The sequence below is a fragment of the Bradyrhizobium sp. 482_C4_N1_8 genome, from assembly GCF_052075965.1.
GTDB lineage: Bacteria > Pseudomonadota > Alphaproteobacteria > Rhizobiales > Xanthobacteraceae > Bradyrhizobium > Bradyrhizobium barranii.
Window position 1 is genome coordinate 945,429 of record NZ_CP197231.1, and the last position, 20,316, is coordinate 965,744.

The following is a 20,316-nucleotide window of genomic DNA, read 5'->3' on the forward strand; positions in this document are numbered from 1 at the left end:
GGACATGATGAAAACGATGGTCGACGCCTATTTCTGGCTGCTCCGCGCGGTGATCGCGGTGCTGCTCGCCGCCATGGTGGTGCTGGTGTTCGGCAACGTCGTGCTGCGCTACGGCTTCAATTCCGGGATTGCGATCTCGGAAGAGCTGTCGCGCTGGCTGTTCGTGTGGATGGTGTTTCTGGGTGCGATCATCGGCCTGAAGGAGCATGCCCATCTCGGCGTCGATAGCCTCGTCAAGGTGCTGTCGCCGTTCGGCCGCAAGGTCTGCTACGGCCTCAGCCACGCGCTGATGCTCTATGCCTCCGTGCTGCTGACGGAGGGCTCCTGGAAGCAGACGGTGCTGAACTGGGATACGGTGGCGCCCGCCTCGGGGCTCTCGGTCGGCCTGTTCTACGCTGCCGGGATCGTGTTCGGCGCCTCCTCCTGCGTGATCATCGTGCACGAGCTCTATCGGCTCGTGACCGGGCAGGTCGCCGATGCCGATCTGATCGCCATCAGCGAGTCCGAGGAGCTCCCGCATTCTCCTGGCGCCGCGAGCGGAAAGCAGCAGGCATGACTGTCGCCGTCTTCACCTTCTCGCTGCTCGGCGCCATGGCGATCGGGATGCCGATTGCGTTTGCGCTGATCATCTGTGGCATCGCGCTGATGACCTATCTGGCGATGTTCGATTCCCAGATCATCGCGCAGAACGTTATCAACGGCGTCGATTCCTTCCCGCTGATGGCGGTGCCGTTCTTCATCCTCGCCGGCGAAGTCATGAACACCGGCGGGCTGGCGCGCCGCATCCTCAACTTCGCGATCGCGCTGGTCGGCCATTTCCGCGGCGGGCTCGGCTATGTCGCGATCCTGACGTCATGCATTCTGGCCTCACTCTCGGGCTCGGCGGTCGCGGACGCCGCGGCGCTCGGTGCGCTCCTGGTGCCGATGATGGCCGCCGCCGGCCACAATCGCGCCAGTGCGGCTGGCCTCGTCGCTGCCGGCGGGATCATCGCGCCCGTCATTCCTCCGTCGATCGGTTTCGTCATTTTCGGCGTCGCCGCCAATGTCTCGATCTCGAAGCTGTTTCTGGCCGGCATCGTGCCGGGCCTGCTGCTCGGCGTCGGCCTGTGCTTTGCCTGGTGGTGGGTGGTGCGCAAGGAGAATCCGGCGCGCCTGCCGCGCAAGAGTTTCACTGAGATCTGGCGCGCGCTGATCGACGGCTTCTGGGCCCTGATGCTGCCGATGATCATCATTTTCGGCCTGCGCTTCGGCATCTTCACGCCGACGGAAGCGGCCGTCGTCGTCGCCGTCTACTCGCTGGTGGTGGCGATGGGCGTCTATCGCGAGCTCAGGCCGGCACAATTGCCGGCGCTGCTGGTCTCGACCGCGCAGACCACGGCTGTCGTGATGTTCCTCGTCGCCGCGGCGCTGGTATCGTCCTGGCTGATCACGGTTGCCGAGATCTCCGACCAGATCGTGGCGCTCGTGCAACCGTTCGCGGGCAACAAGACCCTCCTCACCTTCGTTCTGATGATCATCGTCGTCATCGTCGGCACCGCGCTGGACATGACGCCGACGATCCTGATCCTGACGCCGATCCTGATGCCGATCGTCAAGCAGGCCGGCATCGACCCCGTCTATTTCGGCGTGCTCTTCATCATCAACAACGCGATCGGCCTGATCACGCCGCCGGTCGGCGTCGTGCTCAACGTCGTCTGTGGCGTTGCCCGCGTCTCGATGGATGATCTGATCCGGGGCGTCTGGCCCTTCATGATCGCGCAGCTCGTCGTGCTAGCCTTGCTGACGCTGTTTCCCGTTCTCGTCACCGGCCCGGCCAAATGGTTCGGTGGCTAACTTCTAGAAGGACCTGTCCATGAAGCGCGTGATGATCCTCAACGGTCCCAACCTCAACATGCTCGGCATCCGCGAGCCGCACATCTACGGCACGACCACGCTCGACCAGGTCAACGCAAGCTGCGAGGAAGCGGCTGCCAAGCTCGGGCTCAAGCTCGCCTTCCACCAGTCCAACCATGAAGGCGTGCTGGTCGATCTGATCCAGTCGGCGCGGCAGGATGCCGATGCGATCGTCATCAATCCGGCCGGTCTTTCCTTCACCTCGGTCTCGATCATGGACGCGATCAAGACATTCGAAGGCCCGGTGCTGGAGGTCCACATCTCCAACATCCATGCCCGCGACGAATATCACCGGCATTCGAAGATCTCGTTCGTGGCAACCGGTGTGATCTGCGGGCTCGGCCCGTTCGGCTACGTCGCGGCGATGCACGCGATCGCAAATATGAAGTGAGCCGCTTCCACAAACTCGTCATGCCCGGGCTTGTCCCGGGCATCCGCGAACTCGTTTCTTCTCGAAAGAACGTGGATGGCCGGGACAAGCCCGGCCATGACGCCGTGGCTCACGTCGTCCGGAACTGGAGCACGCCGTCTTTCGTCTCCGCCGTCAGCCGGCCCTCGACGATCATGTAATTGACGTGCGCAACGAGTTCGCCGGCGGCAAAGCCCATCTGGTGCTCGTCAAGCACGTGCTTGTTGAACACGACAGGCACCAGGGCGCGCGAGGTCTGCGGCACCTCGCTGCAGGCTTCCGCGATCAGGCGGCAGCGCTCCTCGTGGTGATCGGCGAGCTGCTTGATGCGGGTCTTCAGACCATAGAACGGCACGCCGTGGCCGGGCAGCACCAGCAGATCGTAGGGCAGGGTGGTGGTGAGGCTCGCGAGCGAGGCCAGATATTCGCCGAGCGAGTTCTGGTCGGGCTCGACCGCCCAGACGCTGACATTGGGCGAGATCTTGCTCAGCACCTGGTCGGCGGAGAGGAACAGCTTGTCGTCGGCGCAATACAGCATCGCCTGGTCGAGCGCGTGCCCGCCGCCGGTGATCACCTTGAAGCGGCGCGTGCCGATCACGACCTCGTCGCCATGCGAGATGCGGCGGTAGGACGGCGGCAGCACCGAGACGCGCTTGAGATAATCCTGGCCGCGGCCGAGCAGCTTTTCGGTGAGCGACTCGTCCATGCCGTGGCGGCGGAAGAACAGCCGCTGGGCTTCGCGCCGCTCCTCGGTGCCGCGGTTCTGGTGGTAGACCGATTGCAGATATTCGACCTGCGTCATCACCAGCGGGCAGTTGAACCGCTCGACGATCCAGCCCGCGAGGCCGACGTGATCGGGGTGCGAATGCGTGACGATCAGGCGCGTGATGTTGACGCCCTTCAGCGGCCCCTCGAACAGTCTGGTCCAGGCCTCGATCGTCTCCTCGTTGCCGAAGCCGGCATCGATCATGGCATAGCCGTCGCCGTCGGCGAGCAGGTAGATGTTCACGTGGTTGAGGCGGAACGGCAGTTTCAGCCGCGCCCACAACACGCCGGGACGCACCTCGACGATCTCTTCGGGGCCGGGATGCTGTTCCCAGGGATAGCGCAGGGCCTCGGCCGAGGACTGCACGGTGTCGGTTTTCGGGTTCATGCTACCGGCTTAAACCCGCCGGGCGCGGGGCGCCAGCCGAAAAAGGCCGGGCCGTGGTCTCCGCATGGCGGTCATACCAGCAGTTTTCCGTAACCCGGATTACGCCGCGCGCCATCCGGGCTACGGGCCGGCGGCTTACGCCGCCCGCATGTTGTTGAGGAACGCGTCGATCTCTCCGCGCAGCATGTCGGCTTCGCGGCGGAGCGCGTCGGAGGCGCCAAGCACTTGGCTCGCCGCCGCGCCGGCTTCCGCGGACGCCGTGGAGACGCCGATGATGTTGCTCGAGACCTCGCTGGTGCCGCCGGCGGCATGCTGGATGTTGCGGGCGATTTCGCGGGTGGCTGCGCCCTGTTCCTCGACCGCGGCGGCGATCGTCGTCGTCACGTCGTTGATCTCGCCGATGATCCGGCCGATGCCCTGGATGGCGCCGACCGCCGAGGTGGTGACTTGTTGCATGCTGGCGATCTGGGTGCGGATCTCTTCCGTCGCCTTGGCGGTCTGGCTCGCGAGGCTCTTCACCTCGGAGGCGACCACTGCGAAGCCGCGGCCGGCTTCGCCCGCGCGCGCCGCCTCGATGGTGGCGTTGAGCGCGAGCAGGTTGGTCTGAGACGCAATCGTCTGGATCAGGTCGACCACGACGCTGATGCGGCTCGCACTGTCGGCAAGGCTCTGCACCGTGGTGTCGGTGGCGCCGGCCTCGTCGACCGCCTTCCTGGCGATCGCGGCCGAGGTGACGACCTGCTTGCTGATCTCCTCGATCGAGGACGACAGCTGCTCGGTGCCTGATGACACGGTCTGCACGTTGACCGAGGTTTCCTCCGCGGCGGAGGCAACCGCGTTCACCAGTGCGTTGGACTGGTCGGCGGTGTTCGACATGCTCTGCGCGGTGGACTGCATCGAATTGGCCGACTGCGCGAGATTGTCGAGCGCGTTGCGTACCGCGCCCTCGAACTCGGCGATCTTCGCTTCCATGCGCGCGGCACGCTCGGCCTTGGCGACACGGTCCTTGTCCTGCTCGCTCGACATCGCGCGGGCCTCGATCATGCTCTCGCGGAACACCTGCAGCGTGTTCGCCATCACCGAGATTTCGTCATTGTGGTGCTTCGAGCGGTAGATCTCGGTCTCGAGGTCGCCGTTCGCGAGCAGCTGCATCGACTGATGCAGCGCGCCGATCCGCCGCAGGATGTTGCGGCCGACATAGAGCCAGACGAACAGCGCCGAGCCGACCAGCATCAGCGCGCCCAGCGCCAGCATCGCGGTGGTGGCGAGCGAGATCTCCTGGCGCGCCTGGAAGGTCGACGCGTTGGTCTCCTTCTGCACGCCGTCGACGAGCTGCTGCACGCTGATGCCGAGACCGACATTGAGCTTGCGGGTCTCGTCCAGAATGGTCTGGCCGTAGTCGATGGCGTCGAGCTCCTTCTGGCGGATCTTGAACACGCCGGTCTTGCCCTCGCCGAAGGCGAACAGCTTCTGCACGGCGTCGCGCACCGTCTGCATCGAGGGCATGTTCGGGAGATCCTCGAGGTTCGACTTGACGCGGTCGCGCGTCGCCTTGAACTCCTTCTCGATCGCTTCCAGCGTGTCGCTATTGTTGGCCGACAGCGCCGCCATCATGTCGGCGGCCATGAGATTGCCGTTGGCGGAGATTGTCGCGACCTGGGAGACGGTGCGGGCGGCCTCAGTCGCATCATCGGCGGAAACTTCCGCCGCGCCGAGGATCGCGTTCAAGCGTGTCTGTGCGTCCAGCATCGCAGGACCGGCCGCGCCGACGAAGGTGAGCTGCGCGTTGCGCAGCGCCTCATACTGCTTGTCATGCAGCGCGCCGGTCTCGAGCCGCTCGCGCGCGGCCGACACCAGGCTCTGGGTCGCCTCGTCGATGCTCTTGGCGGTGTCGCGCAGCGCGGTTGCGATCTGCTTGTCGGCGCCGAGCTCGATGATCTCGCCGAGCTTGGCCATGGCGAGCTGCTGGATGTCCTTCACGCTCTTGGTGCGTTCCTTCAGCGCCTCGTCGGAGGGCGATGCCAGCAGGCCCGGGCCTTGCGCCGCGAGCGTCGCGCTTTGCGAGGCAAGCTGCAGGCTGGCGGAGAGGCGCGGGATGTCGCGGCCGCTCAGATCCATCATGGTCGCGCCGAGGTGATTGAACACGAAGCCGGCGCCGGCTGCGATGACGAGGCCCATGCCGGCGATCAATGCGAAGGCGGCGAACAGGCTGCCGCGCACGCCCCACCTTGGCATCTTGAAACGAGGCTTGAGACGGCCAAGGACACGGCCAGGACCCAGACGGATCGCCATCGAAATTCCCCCACGCGTGATCTTTATATTTTCGCCGCGGAGTATCCCTGGGTCGGGTTAAAAAATCGCAAGTTGCACAATCGGTTGCGCCTGTTCCGCACAGCGAAAAAAGAAAGGGCCGGCAGAATTGCCGGCCCTTGATTGCGAAGAGATTTTTGAGGCGCGATCAGTAGCGCGCGACCGCCGAATTGGCCCAGTTGAAGCGGTAGTTGACGCCCGCCTTGAAGGTGTGGTCGTCGGTCGTGAAGTTGCCGGTGCCCACCAGCGGGCCCGCGGTGAAGTGTGCGTCGCCGAAATTGTAGTACTGGTACTCGGCCTTGGCCGACCAGTTCGGGGCGAACATGTATTCGAGGCCGGCGCCGACGGTGTAGCCGTTGCGGTGATCGCCATCGATGATGAAGCCGGTCGGCACGCCGCCAATCGTCACCTTCTCGTTGTTGTCCGAATAGGCGTAGCCGCCCTTCACGTAGAGCAGGCCCGGACCCCAGGTGTAGCCGACGCGGCCGGTGATCGAGCCGAGGCCACGCTGGTCGTTGCTGTAGGCGACGCCGCCCGGGAACGCCGCACCGACGCTGCCGGAGAGCCAGGAATACTGGCCTTCGACGCCGACCAGGAAGTTCGGGTTGAACTGCCAGTCAGCACCGACCTGCACGCCGCCGAGGAAACGGCCGTTGCCGTTGTTGCCGGTGGAGAGGCCGTTGAAATTGTTGTCGCTGGAGAACGCGCCGCCGACATGGCCGCCGACATAGAAGCCCGTCCAGTTGTAGATCGGCGCGGCATAGGCCGGCGCAGGCGCCTTGTAATAGTTGCGGTTGCCGAGATCGGCGCCGACGGCCGGCGCGGCAGCGCCCACCACGAGCAGCCCAACGGTCGCAAACAAAATCTTCTTCATCGTCTTGAACTCCAGCACTTTGGTCCCCGGCAGACGCGCTGTCCGCGCCGTCGTTGGTTTTGCAGATAGCTCGCTTTTGACGAAAATGCTGTCACATCCGTGGCACAGCGACAGCCAACCTAACTTATTGGGCTGTAAATGATTTTCGTGCTTAATGGCGGCTTAAGAAGTGGTGAAGGAAGGCTTAACGTCGCACGTCTCGGGTAACTTGCGCATGTCTCTCGTTAACCAAGCCGCCGCCGTACCTCATCGCGCATCTGCGCGCGGAAGGCCGCGCGCCTTGCAGGCCGGTCTTCCTCGCGGACGTCGTGGCGATCGAAGACGTCGAACTTCTCCATGATCGGATAGCGCTCGCTCGCCATCGCCAGCACGCGCAGCACCTTGGTTGCGGACGGCGTCGGCCCGCTCACTTCCCAGCGCCGGATGGTGTCGGCGCCGCCCTTCTCCGGCAGTCCGCAAAGCTTGGCCATGTCGGCCGCGGTGAGCTTGCGCTCGAGGGCATCGGAAAGGTCGTTGCGGAGCTGCTTCAGTTCGGGGCCGGTCATGCTGCTTGCGTCCAGGGAAGTCACTGAAGGCAATGCACTAGCGCTGATTCGGGTCCATCCGAAGGCGAGTGGTCGTGATAGTGTGTCCATGCCGGTCGAGCGTCAGCGAGGCGAAATCGCATGCCTGTGTTCAAGCTGCCCCTGTCGGGGGATGTCGTCCAGTCCATTTATCCGTCGTTCTTCAGTCCCACCGGCGGCCAGTTCGGTCTCGTCAACATCACGGTGGGGCAATCCTCGGCGCCAGATGTCGAGAAGGACGTGCTGTCGGATGTCGCCGGTTACGGCAAGCAGATCGGACAGATCGCGGACGCGCTGCTGGCCGTGGTCGAGCATCTGGAGTCGCGGCCCGACCACGCGCTCGCTGACGATCCGGCGATCGTCGCCTTCAAGGCGCTGATGCACTCCGTCGCGACAGTCAAGGAGCGACATGGCCGCAAGGCATGTCGTCCGAAGCGACGATGACCACGGCAGCGGTGTCCGGGTCAGGCACATTCGGGCGTGCACGAAGTTATGAACGGGTACCCATGGAAATTCCGCGTTGAATGAACACATGGCACAATGGGCTCGCAGCCAATGAAGGGAACCGCCATGACAAGCATCAAACCCGCCATTGCCGCACTCATCACTGTCGGACTGCTTGCCGCGCCTTTTGCAGCCGAAGCGAAGAAGGCCCGGCCGAGCCGGCATCACTACAGCACGAGCGTGGTGGCCCCGACCTATGGCGCCGCCGCATTGCCGGTCGCGCAGCCCAGGACCTCTTACGGGTCGTCCGGACAGACGGTCGGGACAGTCACGGCGCCCTCGATCGGATCGTACAATTGGCCGTCGGTCGGCGTGACCAATTCGGTGCCGACCTGGAGCAACACCACGAGATAGAGAACACGCCGCCAGGCGCGCCGGCGACTGTCAACGCACACCCGGCGCGAGGCCTGAGAGCAGGCAGAGCGCGACCAGCAATGTCGCGACCGACAGCATCGTCGTGACCGAGACGGTGGCCGCGACCAGCTTCTCCTCGACCTTGTGCTCGTGCGCCAGCACATAGACGGTCTTCGCCGTCGGCACGGCCGCGCATATGACGGCGGCGACCGTGTAGAGCGGGTTGAGGCCAGTGACCACGCAAAGTCCGTAGACGATCAGCGGCATCACCACCAGCTTCACGGTCGCGAGCGCGAACGATGCTTTCAGGTTGGATCGCAGGCCGTCGACCGACAGGCCAAGCCCGATGGCAAACAGTGCGCAGGGCGTGAGCGCGGCGGCAATGATGTTCAGATAGGCCGCGACGGGCGCCGGAATCGGCAAGCCCGTGATCGCCCAGACGAGACCGATCAGCGTCGACAGCACCATCGGATTGAGCAGGATCTGCTTCACCAGCCCGGCGGAATGGGCAGGGCTGCGCACGTCCCTTTCCAGCAGGATGACCGTGAGCGGAAACATCACGCCGGCGACGAACACCGTCGCCACCGCGGCGGGCAAGACGGCGGGCTGGCCGTAGATCGCGTGCAGGATCGGGAGCGCCACGAAGCCGGTATTGGTCATGGCCGCCGCCATGCCATGGATCGTGCTGCTGGCGAGGTCGTGCTTGCCGTCCGCACGGACCGCCAGGAAGACCAGCGCGAAGCAGAGGAGGGAGCCGCCGCCGAACGCGAGCAGGAAGCGCCATTCCAGCAGGTTGCGCGCCGGCTCCTGGGCGATCGTGACGATCAGCAGCGCCGGCATCGCCACGTTGTAGGCAAAATGCACCAGCGCGTCCGCAAGCGAGCGGGAGAGATAACCGAGTTCGCCGGCAAGCCAGCCGGTGACGATGATTGCGAACACGGGAAGAACGAGGCTGGCGACCTCCATCCGGCGTCCCCCTCTGCCAAGCAGCGTCGCCATTCTAGCCTGGCGATGCATGCTCGTCACGGTTCAACTGGATGGCGCCGTCCTCGACCAGACGGCCTGTGGCCTCAGGCGCCCCTGCCGGTCTGTTGACCGAACACGCAGCGCCATCCAGCCAGGCGTTCGGCCGGATGCTGGTTCATCCATTCGGCGAGCTGCGGCGCGCCCATCAGGCAGGACTGCATCGAGACGTTGGCGAAGTCCGAGGTGGTGACGATCTGCTCGTGACAATTTGCCGGAGAGGAGAGGCTGCAGAGCACAGCGATGATCTTGATCACGCCAGATTTCCTGCGTCGCCGTTGGCCGCGCGACCGATCGTCGCCTTGCCCTGCGGCTCGCCGCTCGGATCAGCCGGCGGAAAAATGCTGTCGTAGATCGCGCGTGCCTCCTGAATGAGGCGAACGCGCTCGCGCTCGGATTTCGAGATAAACTGAATAACCTGGCCCATATCGGCTCCAATGGATCGGAAGTCCATCATCAGATGATGGAAATCATTCCATGCGAATCTGGGGTGTCGGCCTCTGTTTCGCATCTGTGCGGCCGGTCACGAGGGATAAAAAGCCCGTGAGTGTTCCGTCGCCCGAAGAGGAGCGGAATACCTTGGCTGATGCGCTGGCCTGACGTTGCCGGCGCGCGCTGCTTGCGTCCCGGGACCGCTGCAAGCAAGGCACGACATGCGAGCATCCTCCGTGCGGCGGCGAGCCAATGCGCCGGGAGTGCGCCCGTGCGCCCCTGTTCGGCTGGAGCTGCTCGTCGCGCTATCGTGATGGAGCGCCAGGCCCTGCAGTGTGATCGTATTGCGGCACATTTTCACGCGCGTGGAGTTGTAAGATTGCTCAGTGCACGAGTGGTTCGACGAGCGAACGGCCGACGCGACTGAGACACCGCGCCCGAAAGGATTAGCCATGACAGGAACGAGACGCTCGATTGCGGTACTTATCGCGGTCGGATTTGCGGCATCGCCATTCGCTGCAGGCGCGCAGACGTCTGCGGCGGGCACCCAAGGCAACACGGGCGGTCTTTCCGGAGCGCCAGCAACGCAAGGCACGACCTATGGAAGCTCCGGACAGACCGTCGGGACCGTCACGGCGCCGTCGGTCGGAACGTCTAATCAACCATCGGTCGGCGTGACCAACTCAGTCCCCACCTGGAAGAACACCAACCCTCCGGGCAAGTAGCAACCGCGATCGGCCGACTCACGCCGCCGGCGCGGGCTCTTTCCGCCCGGGCACCGCCGCCAGCAGTTCGCGCGTATAGGCGTGCTCCGGCGCGGCGAACAGTTGTGCGGTCGGCTTCAATTCGACGATGGCGCCGCGCTGCATCACCGCGATGCGGTCGCAGATTTGCGCCGCGACGCGCAGATCGTGGGTGATGAACAGCATCGAGAGGCCAAGGCGCGCCTTGAGGTCTTCGAGCAGTCGCAACACCTGCGCCTGCACGGAGACGTCGAGCGCGGAGACGGCTTCGTCGGCGACGATGATCTCGGGTTCGAGCGCGAGCGCGCGCGCAATGCCGATGCGCTGACGCTGGCCGCCGGAGAATTCATGCGGGTAGCGGTCGAGCGCGCCGGCGTCCAGTCCGACCATCTTGAGGAGATCGCGGGCGCGGTCGAACGCCACTTTCGGATCGATGCCGGCTGCGATCGGACCGTCGGCGATGATGTGCCCGACCTTGCGGCGCGGATTGAGCGAGGCGAACGGATCCTGAAAGATCATCTGGATGCGATGGCGCTCGGCGCGGAGCGCCTTGCCCGACAGCGAGGTGAGATCGGTCTCGCCGATCCGCACCGTGCCGCGGTCGGCTTCGATCAGTCGCATCACCAGACGCGCTACCGACGATTTGCCGGAGCCGGATTCGCCGACGAGGCCGAGCGTCTCGCCCTTGAGGATGTTGAAGTTGACTTCGCGCGCGGCATCGACGCGGCGGTCGTCGCGAAACCAACCGCCTGATGTGACGTAGGTCTTGTCCAGCCCGATCACCTCGACGGCCCTGGCCTGGTCATCGAGCGGCTCGCGCGCCGGCGGGTCCATCGACGGCACGGCGGCGAGCAGCGCCTTGGTGTAGTCATGCTGCGGATTGTTGAAGACGGAGCTAGCGGGGCCTTCCTCGACGACCTTGCCATGCCTGAGCACCACGACCTGGTCGGCGATGTCGGCGACCACGCCGAAATCATGGGTGATGAACATCACCGCCATGTTGCGGTTGCGCTGGAGGTTGCGGATCAGTTTCAGGATCTGCGCCTGCGTGGTGACGTCGAGCGCGGTGGTGGGCTCGTCCGCGACCAGCACTGCGGGCTCGAGCGCGAGCGCCATCGCGATCATGGCGCGCTGGCGCTGGCCGCCGGAGAGTTGGTGCGGATAGGCGCGGACAATGCGCTCGGGGTCGGGCAGGCCGACCTCGCGCGCCAGCGATAGGGCCTTGGCGCGCCGCTCCTTCGGCGTCAGCAGGCCGTGGGCCTCGAACATCTCCGCCATCTGGTCGCCGATCCGCATCAACGGATTGAGCGCGGTCATCGGCTCCTGAAAAATCATCGCGAGGCGGCGGCCGCGCAGATCGCGCCAGCCGTCGTCGTCGAGCTTGAGCAGGTCGCGGCCTTCGAACTGGATCTCGCCGGAGGTGACGGTGACCGTATCAGGCAGAAGGCCCATCAGCGCATGCGCGCACATCGACTTGCCGGAGCCGGATTCGCCGACGACGCAGACGATCTTGCCGGGCCGCAAATCCAGCGAAACGCCGTCGACCGCGAACGGACGCTCGGCGCCCTTGGGCAGCGCGATCCGCAGATTCTTGATCGAGACGGCGGGCGGGGCGGTCATCATCAGCGGCCCTCCCGCGACAGGCGCGGATTGAGCGCGTCGTTGAGGCCTTCGCCGATCAGGTTCAGCCCGAGCACCGAGATCAGAATGGCGACGCCGGGAAACACGGTGATCCACCAGGCCTGGCGGATCACGGTGCGGCCGGCGCCGACCATGTAGCCCCAGGAAATCAGATTGGGATCGCCGAGCCCGAGGAACGCCAGCGAGGATTCCAGCAGGATGGCGGTCGCCACCATCAGCGAGGCCAGCACGATCACCGGCGACAGCGCGTTGGGCAGGATCTCGCGCAGGATGATCCAGGTGTTGCTCTGGCCCGTGACCACCGCGGCCTGGACATATTCGCGCGTGCGCAGCGACAGCACCTCGCCGCGCACGAGGCGGGCGACCGGCGGCCAGCTCACCACCGCGATCGAGGCCACGATCGAATAGATCGAGGGCCGGAGGATCGCGACCAGCACGATCGCGAGCGCAAAGCTCGGAATGGTCTGGAAGAACTCGGTGAAGCGCATCAGGGCGTCGTCGACCTTGCCGCCGAAATAGCCGGCCATGGCGCCAATGGGAACGCCGACGACCAGCGCGACCAGCGTTGAGACGAGACCCACCAGCAGCGAGACGCGCGCGCCAAAGATCATGCCGGCGAACACGTCGCGGCCGAGCGCGTCGGTGCCGAGTGGCACGGTCGAGAGCGTGAAGGGCGGCAGGAACGGCCGCTGCACCATGCGCCAGGGTGAATTCGGGAACAGCATCGGCCCGAACACCGCGATCGAGATCGCAAGGACAAGGATGACGAGCCCGACGACGCCGCTCGGGCTCTTCAGCATCGATTTCCAGAACTGTTTCATGAAGCGAATTCGATGCGCGGGTCGACCAGGCGGTAGACGAGGTCGGTGATGAGGTTGAAGATCAGCACCATGGCGGAGCAGATCACGAAGACGCCGAGCAGGAGGTTGTAGTCGCGCTGGAGCAGCGCGTCGTACATCAGACGCCCGATGCCGGGCCAGGCGAATACGGTCTCGGTGATGACGGCGCCGCCGATCAGCGTGCCGGAATGCACACCGGCCAGCGTCACGACCGGCAGCAGCGCGTTGCGCAGCACGTGGCGACGCTGGATCACGGCATCGGAAAGGCCCTTGGCGCGCGCGGTCTTGACGAAGTCGAGGCGCTTCACCTCCAGCATCGAAGCGCGCGTCATGCGGGTATAGGTCGCCATGAAGAACAGGCCGAGCGTCATCGCCGGCATGATCAGGTGCTTTGCGACGTCGACTGCGTGGGCAATGCCGGTGAGGTTGGCGCCGACGGTCTCGTAGCCGAAGCTCGGCAGCCAATCCATGGTGACCGAGAACAGGAGGATTCCCATCAGCGCCACCCAGAAGATCGGCATGGCGTAGAAGATCAGCGCGAACACGGTGATGGCCGTGTCGAGGAAGGTTCCGGCAAAGCGCGCGGCGAAGGTGCCGAAGAGAACGCCGAGCATGAGCGAGATCGCGAATGCGGTCAGTGTCAGCAGCAGCGTCGCCGGCAGCCGCTCGCCGATCAGCTTCACGACCGGCGCCTGCTGGCGGAAGGAGAAGCCGAGGTCGAGCGTGACGACGCCCTTGACGTAGATGAAGAGCTGCTCGGGCAGCGGCTTGTCGAGGCCGAACTTTTCCCGGAGCTGCTTGACGAAGACCTGGTCACTGGCACCGGCCTCGCCCGCCATCACGACCGCGGGGTCGCCGGGCGCAAGCCGGATCAGGCAGAAATTGAGAACGACGATCGCGAGCAGGACGATCACGCCCTTCACGATACGCTGAGCGACGAAGGAGAGCATATTAGAGAGTCATCTCTTGTAGCGTGACCTGGAGCCACGGAGACACTGGGCTCCCTCGCCCCGCTCTTGTCCGCCGAAGCCTCGACGAAGGCGGATGCGGGGAGAGGGTTGGGGTGAGGGGGACTCTCCGCGGGGACGGTGATAGTTGGACTCGCGGAGACTCCCCCTCACCCGAATGTGCGCTATGCGCACATTCGACCTCTCCCCGCGAGCGGGGAGAGGTGAAGAGGGCAGTCATCACTTGTCCAGCCATGCGTCCTTGAAGCCGTCATTGACGCCGATCCCCGTGGTGATCAGGTTCTTGACCTTGCAGCGGGTGATGGTCGGGAATTGCAGTTCGAGCATCCAGGCCACCGGCACGTCCTCGACCAGGATTTTTTGCGCCTTCTCGTAGATCTCCTTGCGCTTCGAGTCCGGCGTCGCGGTCGCGCCGTCGGCGAACAGCTTGTCGATCTCCGGGTTGGAGTAGCCCTCGACGTTGTTGAAGACCTGCCCCTTGGCGATGTTGCTGGAGATATAATTGCGGCCGACGCCGAGCGCGGGATCGCCATACTGGTAGAGATAGGTGAAGGCGATGTCGTAGTCCCAGTCGCCGATCTTCTGGTTGCCGCCGGCAACGTCGGTGGCGATCGTCTCGATGTTCATGCCGACGTCCTGGAGGTTCTGCTTCACGGCTTCACCCCAGCGCTGCCAGGTTTCGCCATAGGCGAGCGGCAGCAGGCGGATCTTCTCGCCCTTGTAGCCGGCTTCCTTCAGCAGCGCCTTGGCCTTGGCCGGATCGTAAGGGTATTTCGGCACGTCGTCGGTGTAGAACCTTATGGTCGAGGCGGACGGGCCTGTCGCCACCTTGCCGAGCCCGTTCCAGATCACGTCCTTGGCGAAATCGCGGTCGATCGCGAACATGATCGCCTGCCGCACCCGCTTGTCGGCGAGCGGACCCTGGCGGTTGTTGAGCCATAGCCAGGCGAGCGGCGAGAAGAACTCCCAGCCGGCGCCGGTGACGCAGGTGTCCTTCAGCTTGGACAGCCGCGGCACGTCGAAATTCTCGACCGAGCCGCCGGGCAGCACGTCGACCTTGCCGGTCTCGTACGCCACCGAGCGCGCGGCGGCGTCGGGAATGATCTGCCAGTAGATCTCGTCGAGATAGGGCTTGCCCTTTTCGTGGTAGTTCGGGTTCTTGACCAGGCGGATGAACGAGCCCTTCTGCCACTCCTTGAACATGAAGGGGCCGGTGCCGACCGGCGCGTTGTTGTAGGGGTTGGTCTTCCAGTCGGTGCCTTCATAGAGATGCTTCGGCACCATCGGCATCGAGCCGACCTCGAAGATGCCGAGGAACGGTCCGAACGGCTGCTTCAGCGTGAACACCACCGTATAGTCGTCCGGCGTCTCGATCTTGTCGACCTGCGCCAGATTGGTGCGGGCACGCGCATGCGTCTGCTTCAGCATCTCCATCGAGAACAGGACGTCGGCGGCGGTGAAGGGCTTGCCGTCATGCCAGGTCACGCCCTTCTTGAGCTTGAAGGTGTAGGTCTTGGCGTCCTCGCTGACGCTCCAGCTTTCGGCAAGCTCCGGCAGCGGCTCGAGCTTGGGGCTGTAGCGCAGCAGGCCCTCGAAGATGTTGCCCGAGACCATTTGAGTCGGGCCGTTCTGGACCTGCGCAAGCATCAGGCCGGGCGGCTCGGGCTGGATCACGGCGTTGATCACGCCCCCCGTCCTCGGCTCTTGCGCCAGCGCCGAGGCCGTGAGGCCGCAAGCCAGGAGGGCACCAAGCAACACTCGTTTTGGCATGTCGTATCTTTCTCAAGCGAGACCGGCCGAGAACGCTTCGCACGTCATGGCGCGCAAAGCTCCGGCCGGCCCATCCCAGTCCCCATCCGGTATCGAGGCTCACACAGTCTCATTCGGGGCCGCAAGATGAAAGTCTCGACAGTGTTCGCACAAAAAATGTACAGCGCGTCCTGTTTTCACTTGATTCATTGTCTTGTCACGGAGACAAGTCGGCCATGGACAATGCCAGCCGCTCCGAACGATCCCGTAACGCCGCACTCGAAGCGGCCATCGCGATCATCGCGCGCGCCGGGCCGGGCCGGCTGACGCTGGATGCGATCGCGCGCGAGAGCGGACTCAGCAAGGGCGGCGTGATGCATCAGTTCCGCACCAAAGAAGCGGTGCTGAAGGCGTTGCTCGACCGGCAGATGGCGCATTTCGAGGAGTTCGCCACCAGCACCATGGCAAAGGTGAGCGCGACCTCCGCGAATCCCAATCTGGCGACCCAGCTCGCGACCGTGCGCGAAGCGGCCACCTCGCCGAATTCTGCCGCGCTGGCGCTGGTTGCGGCCATGGTCGAGAATCCGAGCCTGATGGCGCTGCCGCGCGAGCGCGAGATGGAGAGGATGGCGGCGATCAGGGAAGAGGCCACTGATCCTGATCTCGCGATGCTGCGCTGGGCCGGCGCGATGGGACTCCTGCTGAGCTCGTTGTTCGGCATGTCACCGCTCAGCAAGGACGAGCACCAGCGGCTGTTCGCGCGTCTGCTCGACGACGCGCAGTGGACCGGCCTCGCGCAGCCGGGCGCCAAGCGCACCGCCAAATCCGGCGCGCCTTCGGCGGCAAAGGCCGCAACGCCGCGCAAGCGCGCCTGATTCATCGTTAACGATTTCCCGCCGATCGCTGCCCAAAGCCGCGCCTGCGGCCAAATGTGCCATGCCCGCGTTTTTGAACTTTACAAACCGTCTAGTCGGTTTTATAAATCGACACACTGAGACGACTCAAGGCTTCCGAGATGGCCCCGGACGAAGCCTTGGGTTGGCACTGGTGAGCGCCGCAGCCGCGTCTGGTCCCGTACGCGGCTGCGGTCGCCACTGCCTGGGCAGCAAGCCGCTAGAGGAGTCTGGAATGAATCGCTCGATCGCCCTGCGCGGTCTGGGAACGCTGCTGCTCGGCGCAGCCGTCGCGGGCTGCGCCACCGTCGCGCCCGTGCCGTATTCCGGGATGGCGTCCTCAGCCTACATGGCTCCGGACAAGTCGGACGCCTCCGGCCGCGTGCCCTACCGCTATTCCACGCCGGTCGACTGGCGCGCTTATAACAAAGTCATCCTCGAACCGGTCGTGGTCTATCGCGGCAGGGATCACCAGTTCGGCGACATGTCCGACAAGGACAAGGCGACGCTTGCCGCCTACATGCAGAACCGTTTCGCCGAGGGTCTGCGCGGCCGCTTCGCGCTGGTGCGCGAGCGTGGGCCGGAGACGCTGCGGATCAGGCTGACACTCACCGGCGCCGTCGCCAACACGCCGGTGCTCGGCACGCTCTCCCGCTTCGACGTCGCCGGCGCCGTCTACAACGGCGTGCAGGCCGCGCGCGACGGCGAAGGCACCATGACCGGCTCGGTCATCTACGGCGTCGAGATCTTCGACGCCGCCGCCGCGCGCCTGCTCTCCGCCTACGTCACCAAGCAATACCCGGCTGCCTACGACATCAAGGCCACCGCCGGCGCGCTCGCCGCCGCCACCGCTGGCCTCGACAAGGGCGCCGACGCGCTGATGGCGCAATTGAACTGACGCCGCGACCCATCCAACGAAAGGTGCCGCAGATGAACATTGTCCTTCGCTTCGTGCTGCGCGTTGCGATCACGATCCTGATGATGGTGTTTGGCGGCCGCGCCGGCGCCGCGGCGCCGCCCGACCCCAGCGGCACCTGGCTCGTCCAGGACGGCCGCGCGCGCATCAGGCTCGAGCGCTGCGGGCCGTCGCGCGACCGCATCTGCGGCTTCATCGTCTGGATGAAGGAACCGGCCGACAAGCGCGGCCAGCCCTATCGCGACAAGGAGAATCCCGATCCCGACAAACGCGCCCGCGCGCTGCTCGGCCATCAGCTCATCATGGGTTTGCAGGCGACGCCGGAGGGACAGTTTGCCGGCGAGATCTACAATGCCGAGGACGGCAAATCCTATTCGGTCTCGCTGTGGCGCGACTCCGCCGATCGCCTCAAGCTCAGGGGTTGCCTGATCAAGTTCCTGTGCCAGACCCAGACCTGGCAGCAGACCCTCGACGTGCTGCCCGGCCAGCTCGTCGGCCTCACCGGCGATCTCAACGGCCCCCGCGCCGACAAGGAATGGGCCGCCGTGCCGGCACCGAAGCCGATACAGGCCAAAGCCAAGTAGCGGATTGCTTCTCTAACCATTCACGTGGTTTCCGGTACGCCGACGGCTGCACTCGCAATGACGACGTGATGGCGGTCGCATATTGCGCGCCTTCGAGATTTGACCGGTTGTTCGCCAAAAGCTATCCTTCCGTCCCGCTGGGTCGTCCAATCTGAATTTGCACGCGCGAATTCCTCGTTCCGGGGGCGCACCTATGGAATGGTCAGCCAAGCCCTCTCGTGCCGATCGGCCCTTCGGCAGTTGGGCCGACGATCTCGCTGCGGCCTTTGTCCGGCTCGAGCCGCGTAAAATCGCCGACCGTCCCTTCGAAGGTTCGATCGCGCGTACCGACGCTGCGTCGGTCCAGATTTCGCTGGTGAAAGCCACAGGGCACTGCGTTCTCCGGCTGCGGCCCCATATTGCGCGAAGCACGGACGATCTCTGCTTCGTCAATCTCCAGCTCGAGGGTCTGGGCCGCACGACGCAGCGGGGACACGAGCAGGTCTGTGCGCCCGGCGACCTCGCGGTCGCCGATACGACCGAGCCGTTCGAGATTGCCAACGGCCGCGACTTCCGCCTCTTTTGCTTTGCCGTGCCGCGGCGGCACCTGCCAAAGAGCTTTACGGATTCTCCGCGGCTTGCGTTGTCGAGGACGGAAAATGGCCGCGCGTTGTCGCGCACGCTCGCGGGCTATGCCGAGCTTTGCCTGGCAGCACCCGCCGTTGCGGCAAGCAGCGGCACGCATGTGGTCGAGCTGATCGCGCATGCACCGGAGATGCTGGGTGAAATGCCGGTTGCGCGCGTGAATGCGCCCGTGCTGCTGTCGATGATGCTCGACCATATCGACCGCCACAGCGACGATCCCGGTCTCGATGCCGAATTGCTTGCCCGGAAGTTCCGCTGCTCGGAGCGCTATGTGCACCGGTTGTTCGTCGCGACCGGCCGCTCCGTCGGCGAGCATGTCGGCGATCGGCGGATCCTGATCTGCGCCCGCGACCTGCTCGACGCGCAGCATCGTCACAAGACCATCTCCACGATCGCGTATGAGGCCGGCTTTTCCGACATCTCGCACTTCAACCGCCTCTTCAAGCGCAGCCACGGCCTCGCCCCGCGCGAATTTCGCAGGACGAAGGGGAAGGGCGAGTAGTTCACCTCCAGCCAAGAATTAGGTCGCTGCCGACCAAGATTTTCCGCCCTCGCTCGGCTCACCCTGGTGACCTGCCGGAGCGAGGGAGATGTTCGATGGCGATTGATTTCACGCTTTCACCTGCGCAGCGCGCGTTGCAGCTTCAATCGCGAAAATTCGCGGCGGAGGTCTTGGCCGGCGCCGGCAAGGCCGAGTTGCTGGCGACGCCGGAAGAGCGCTTCCTCGCGACGAAGCCGACCTATGAGGCGATGGTCGCTGCCGGTTATCTGCGCAAATGCATTCCGGCGCCGGCGGGCGGCGACAATGCCGGACTCATCGACATGGCGATCCTGGCGGAAGAATTCTACGCCGTGAATCCGAGCGTGACGCTGACCATGCTCGGCACGGTGCTCGGTCTGCTGCCAATTCTGCTTGGTGGCACCGCGGAGCAATGCGCCCGCCTGCTTGCACCGTTCCTGAAGACGAGCGGCGCTCCGCTTGCGGGCTTCTGCTCCTCGGAACCCGGCGGCAGCGCCAATGCTGCCGCACCGCCGCCGGGCGAGGGCGTGCGCACCACCGCAAAACGCGAGCTCGGCAATTGGATCATCAACGGCCGCAAGAAATGGGTGTCGTCCGCCACCGGGTGGGATCGCAATGGCGCCGACGTGTTGTGCGTGGTGTGCCGGACCAATCCCGCCGCGCCACCGGAGCAGGGTGTCTCCATCATTGCGGTCGAAGGCCCGGTGCATGGCATCGTGTTCGAACGCGCCATTGATTCGATCGGCCACCGCGCTCACCTCGTGCCGGAATTCAGCCTGCGTGCCGTCACCGCGCCGCACGGCAATCTGCTCGGGCAGGAGGGGGGCGGCTTGATGCTGGCGTCCGCCGCCTTCACCGGCACGGCGGCGCTGGTCGGCATCTTCGGCGTCGCCATGATGCGGGCCGCCTTCGACTTCGCACTGCATTTTGCCCGCACCGAGAAACGCGGCGGGGTACAGGCGATCATCGAGCATCAGGCGGTCGGCTATGCACTCGCCGATGCCAAGACCACTATCGAAGCCGCGCGCTACCTGAGCTGGCGGGCCTGCCATGCGCTCGATACGCAATCACCGGGCGCCGACGAGCTCGCGATCCAGGCCAAAATCTTCGGCTCCGAAGCCGCGGTGCGGGTCATCACCGACCTGATGCGCGTGGTCGGCATCGACAGCTATGATCACGCGGCGCCGTTCGGCCGCTTGTTGCAGGACGCGTTGGCGCTGCCGATCTTCGACGGTGGCAACATGGGCATTCGGCGGCGCCAGCTCCACGCGATGCTGATGCGGCCCGATTACGATCCACTGACCGCGTGCGGAGGAGCCTGAGA

22 protein-coding genes are annotated in these 20,316 nt (G+C 65.0%); 11 read left to right on the forward strand and 11 right to left on the reverse strand.

Translation table 11 applies throughout. The features are described 5' to 3' along the window. Positions 1–7: 7 nt before the first annotated feature. Genes AB7Z56_RS04425 through aroQ form a run of 3 tightly spaced genes read left to right on the forward strand, consistent with a single transcriptional unit; the run spans position 8 to position 2,284 of the window. A complete protein-coding gene (locus AB7Z56_RS04425; protein ID WP_063986054.1) occupies positions 8–556 on the forward strand; it encodes a TRAP transporter small permease in 549 nt (182 codons plus the stop codon). After that, positions 553–1,833, forward strand: coding sequence for a TRAP transporter large permease (locus tag AB7Z56_RS04430; protein ID WP_063980786.1), 1,281 nt, complete (start codon positions 553–555; stop codon positions 1,831–1,833). The genes AB7Z56_RS04425 and AB7Z56_RS04430 overlap by 4 nt, the downstream gene beginning before the upstream one ends. Positions 1,834–1,852: 19 nt before the next feature. Continuing rightward, positions 1,853–2,284: a type II 3-dehydroquinate dehydratase gene (aroQ, locus tag AB7Z56_RS04435; RefSeq protein ID WP_063980787.1), complete on the forward strand. Its 432-nt coding sequence runs from the start codon at positions 1,853–1,855 to the stop codon at positions 2,282–2,284. A gap of 109 nt (positions 2,285–2,393) precedes the next feature. Here the strand turns inward: aroQ and AB7Z56_RS04440 are convergent, their stop codons facing one another. From AB7Z56_RS04440 to AB7Z56_RS04455, 4 genes are all read right to left on the reverse strand, one after another. Beyond that, a complete protein-coding gene (locus AB7Z56_RS04440; protein WP_231143827.1) occupies positions 2,394–3,455 on the reverse strand; it encodes an MBL fold metallo-hydrolase in 1,062 nt (353 codons plus the stop codon). A gap of 135 nt (positions 3,456–3,590) precedes the next feature. Continuing rightward, positions 3,591–5,747 carry a methyl-accepting chemotaxis protein gene (locus AB7Z56_RS04445; protein WP_441256169.1) on the reverse strand — a complete coding sequence of 719 codons (2,157 nt, stop codon included), beginning with the start codon at positions 5,745–5,747 and terminating at the stop codon, positions 3,591–3,593. Between the two features lie 166 nt (positions 5,748–5,913). Further along, positions 5,914–6,639, reverse strand: coding sequence for an outer membrane protein (locus tag AB7Z56_RS04450; RefSeq protein ID WP_063986055.1), 726 nt, complete (start codon positions 6,637–6,639; stop codon positions 5,914–5,916). 224 nt (positions 6,640–6,863) lie between these two features. After that, positions 6,864–7,184, reverse strand: a complete 321-nt coding sequence (locus AB7Z56_RS04455; protein ID WP_063980790.1) for a hypothetical protein — start codon at positions 7,182–7,184, stop codon at positions 6,864–6,866. A 120-nt stretch (positions 7,185–7,304) separates the two neighbouring features. On the opposite strand from AB7Z56_RS04455, the gene AB7Z56_RS04460 reads away from it, so the two are divergent. Further along, on the forward strand, positions 7,305–7,646 hold the full coding sequence (locus tag AB7Z56_RS04460) for a hypothetical protein (protein WP_063980791.1): 342 nt from the start codon (positions 7,305–7,307) through the stop codon (positions 7,644–7,646). A gap of 126 nt (positions 7,647–7,772) precedes the next feature. Further along, complete coding sequence (locus AB7Z56_RS04465; RefSeq protein ID WP_063986056.1) at positions 7,773–8,060, forward strand: hypothetical protein; 288 nt, start codon at positions 7,773–7,775, stop codon at positions 8,058–8,060. A 30-nt stretch (positions 8,061–8,090) separates the two neighbouring features. Here AB7Z56_RS04465 and AB7Z56_RS04470 read toward each other — a convergent pair whose 3' ends face one another. From AB7Z56_RS04470 to AB7Z56_RS04480, 3 genes are all read right to left on the reverse strand, one after another. Then, positions 8,091–9,026 carry an AEC family transporter gene (locus AB7Z56_RS04470; protein WP_441256170.1) on the reverse strand — a complete coding sequence of 312 codons (936 nt, stop codon included), beginning with the start codon at positions 9,024–9,026 and terminating at the stop codon, positions 8,091–8,093. 104 nt (positions 9,027–9,130) lie between these two features. Next, complete coding sequence (locus AB7Z56_RS04475) at positions 9,131–9,340, reverse strand: hypothetical protein (RefSeq protein WP_028148688.1); 210 nt, start codon at positions 9,338–9,340, stop codon at positions 9,131–9,133. Further along, positions 9,337–9,510, reverse strand: a complete 174-nt coding sequence (locus AB7Z56_RS04480) for a hypothetical protein (RefSeq protein ID WP_187387912.1) — start codon at positions 9,508–9,510, stop codon at positions 9,337–9,339. The genes AB7Z56_RS04475 and AB7Z56_RS04480 overlap by 4 nt, the downstream gene beginning before the upstream one ends. 457 nt (positions 9,511–9,967) lie before the next feature. Between AB7Z56_RS04480 and AB7Z56_RS04485 the strand changes: the two genes are divergently transcribed. After that, the gene (locus tag AB7Z56_RS04485; RefSeq protein ID WP_084794951.1) at positions 9,968–10,240 is read left to right on the forward strand and encodes a hypothetical protein; all 273 of its coding nucleotides are present in this window, start codon (positions 9,968–9,970) and stop codon (positions 10,238–10,240) included. Positions 10,241–10,258: 18 nt separating this feature from the next. Here AB7Z56_RS04485 and AB7Z56_RS04490 read toward each other — a convergent pair whose 3' ends face one another. The 4 genes from AB7Z56_RS04490 to AB7Z56_RS04505 form a co-directional block, all read right to left on the reverse strand. Next, positions 10,259–11,878 carry an ABC transporter ATP-binding protein gene (locus AB7Z56_RS04490; RefSeq protein WP_063986057.1) on the reverse strand — a complete coding sequence of 540 codons (1,620 nt, stop codon included), beginning with the start codon at positions 11,876–11,878 and terminating at the stop codon, positions 10,259–10,261. Positions 11,879–11,880: 2 nt separating this feature from the next. Further along, entirely contained in the window at positions 11,881–12,720 is an 840-nt protein-coding gene (locus tag AB7Z56_RS04495) for an ABC transporter permease (RefSeq protein WP_441256171.1), read from the reverse strand. Then, positions 12,717–13,688: an ABC transporter permease gene (locus tag AB7Z56_RS04500; protein ID WP_063980795.1), complete on the reverse strand. Its 972-nt coding sequence runs from the start codon at positions 13,686–13,688 to the stop codon at positions 12,717–12,719. The genes AB7Z56_RS04495 and AB7Z56_RS04500 overlap by 4 nt, the downstream gene beginning before the upstream one ends. 237 nt (positions 13,689–13,925) lie before the next feature. Beyond that, positions 13,926–15,476 carry an ABC transporter substrate-binding protein gene (locus AB7Z56_RS04505; RefSeq protein WP_063980796.1) on the reverse strand — a complete coding sequence of 517 codons (1,551 nt, stop codon included), beginning with the start codon at positions 15,474–15,476 and terminating at the stop codon, positions 13,926–13,928. Between the two features lie 215 nt (positions 15,477–15,691). On the opposite strand from AB7Z56_RS04505, the gene AB7Z56_RS04510 reads away from it, so the two are divergent. The 5 genes from AB7Z56_RS04510 to AB7Z56_RS04530 all read left to right on the forward strand — a co-directional run bounded on the left by AB7Z56_RS04510 (position 15,692) and on the right by AB7Z56_RS04530 (position 20,314). Continuing rightward, positions 15,692–16,330: a TetR/AcrR family transcriptional regulator gene (locus AB7Z56_RS04510; protein ID WP_063980797.1), complete on the forward strand. Its 639-nt coding sequence runs from the start codon at positions 15,692–15,694 to the stop codon at positions 16,328–16,330. Between the two features lie 253 nt (positions 16,331–16,583). Then, positions 16,584–17,246, forward strand: a complete 663-nt coding sequence (locus tag AB7Z56_RS04515) for a DUF3313 domain-containing protein (protein ID WP_063980798.1) — start codon at positions 16,584–16,586, stop codon at positions 17,244–17,246. Between the two features lie 32 nt (positions 17,247–17,278). Beyond that, positions 17,279–17,848 carry a DUF2147 domain-containing protein gene (locus AB7Z56_RS04520; protein WP_063986058.1) on the forward strand — a complete coding sequence of 190 codons (570 nt, stop codon included), beginning with the start codon at positions 17,279–17,281 and terminating at the stop codon, positions 17,846–17,848. A 193-nt stretch (positions 17,849–18,041) separates the two neighbouring features. Continuing rightward, positions 18,042–18,974, forward strand: a complete 933-nt coding sequence (locus AB7Z56_RS04525; RefSeq protein WP_063980799.1) for a helix-turn-helix domain-containing protein — start codon at positions 18,042–18,044, stop codon at positions 18,972–18,974. A gap of 95 nt (positions 18,975–19,069) precedes the next feature. Next, positions 19,070–20,314 (forward strand): acyl-CoA dehydrogenase family protein, encoded by a 1,245-nt coding sequence (locus AB7Z56_RS04530; RefSeq protein WP_063980800.1) that lies wholly within the window; start codon positions 19,070–19,072, stop codon positions 20,312–20,314. The last annotated feature ends 2 nt before the right edge of the window (positions 20,315–20,316 follow it).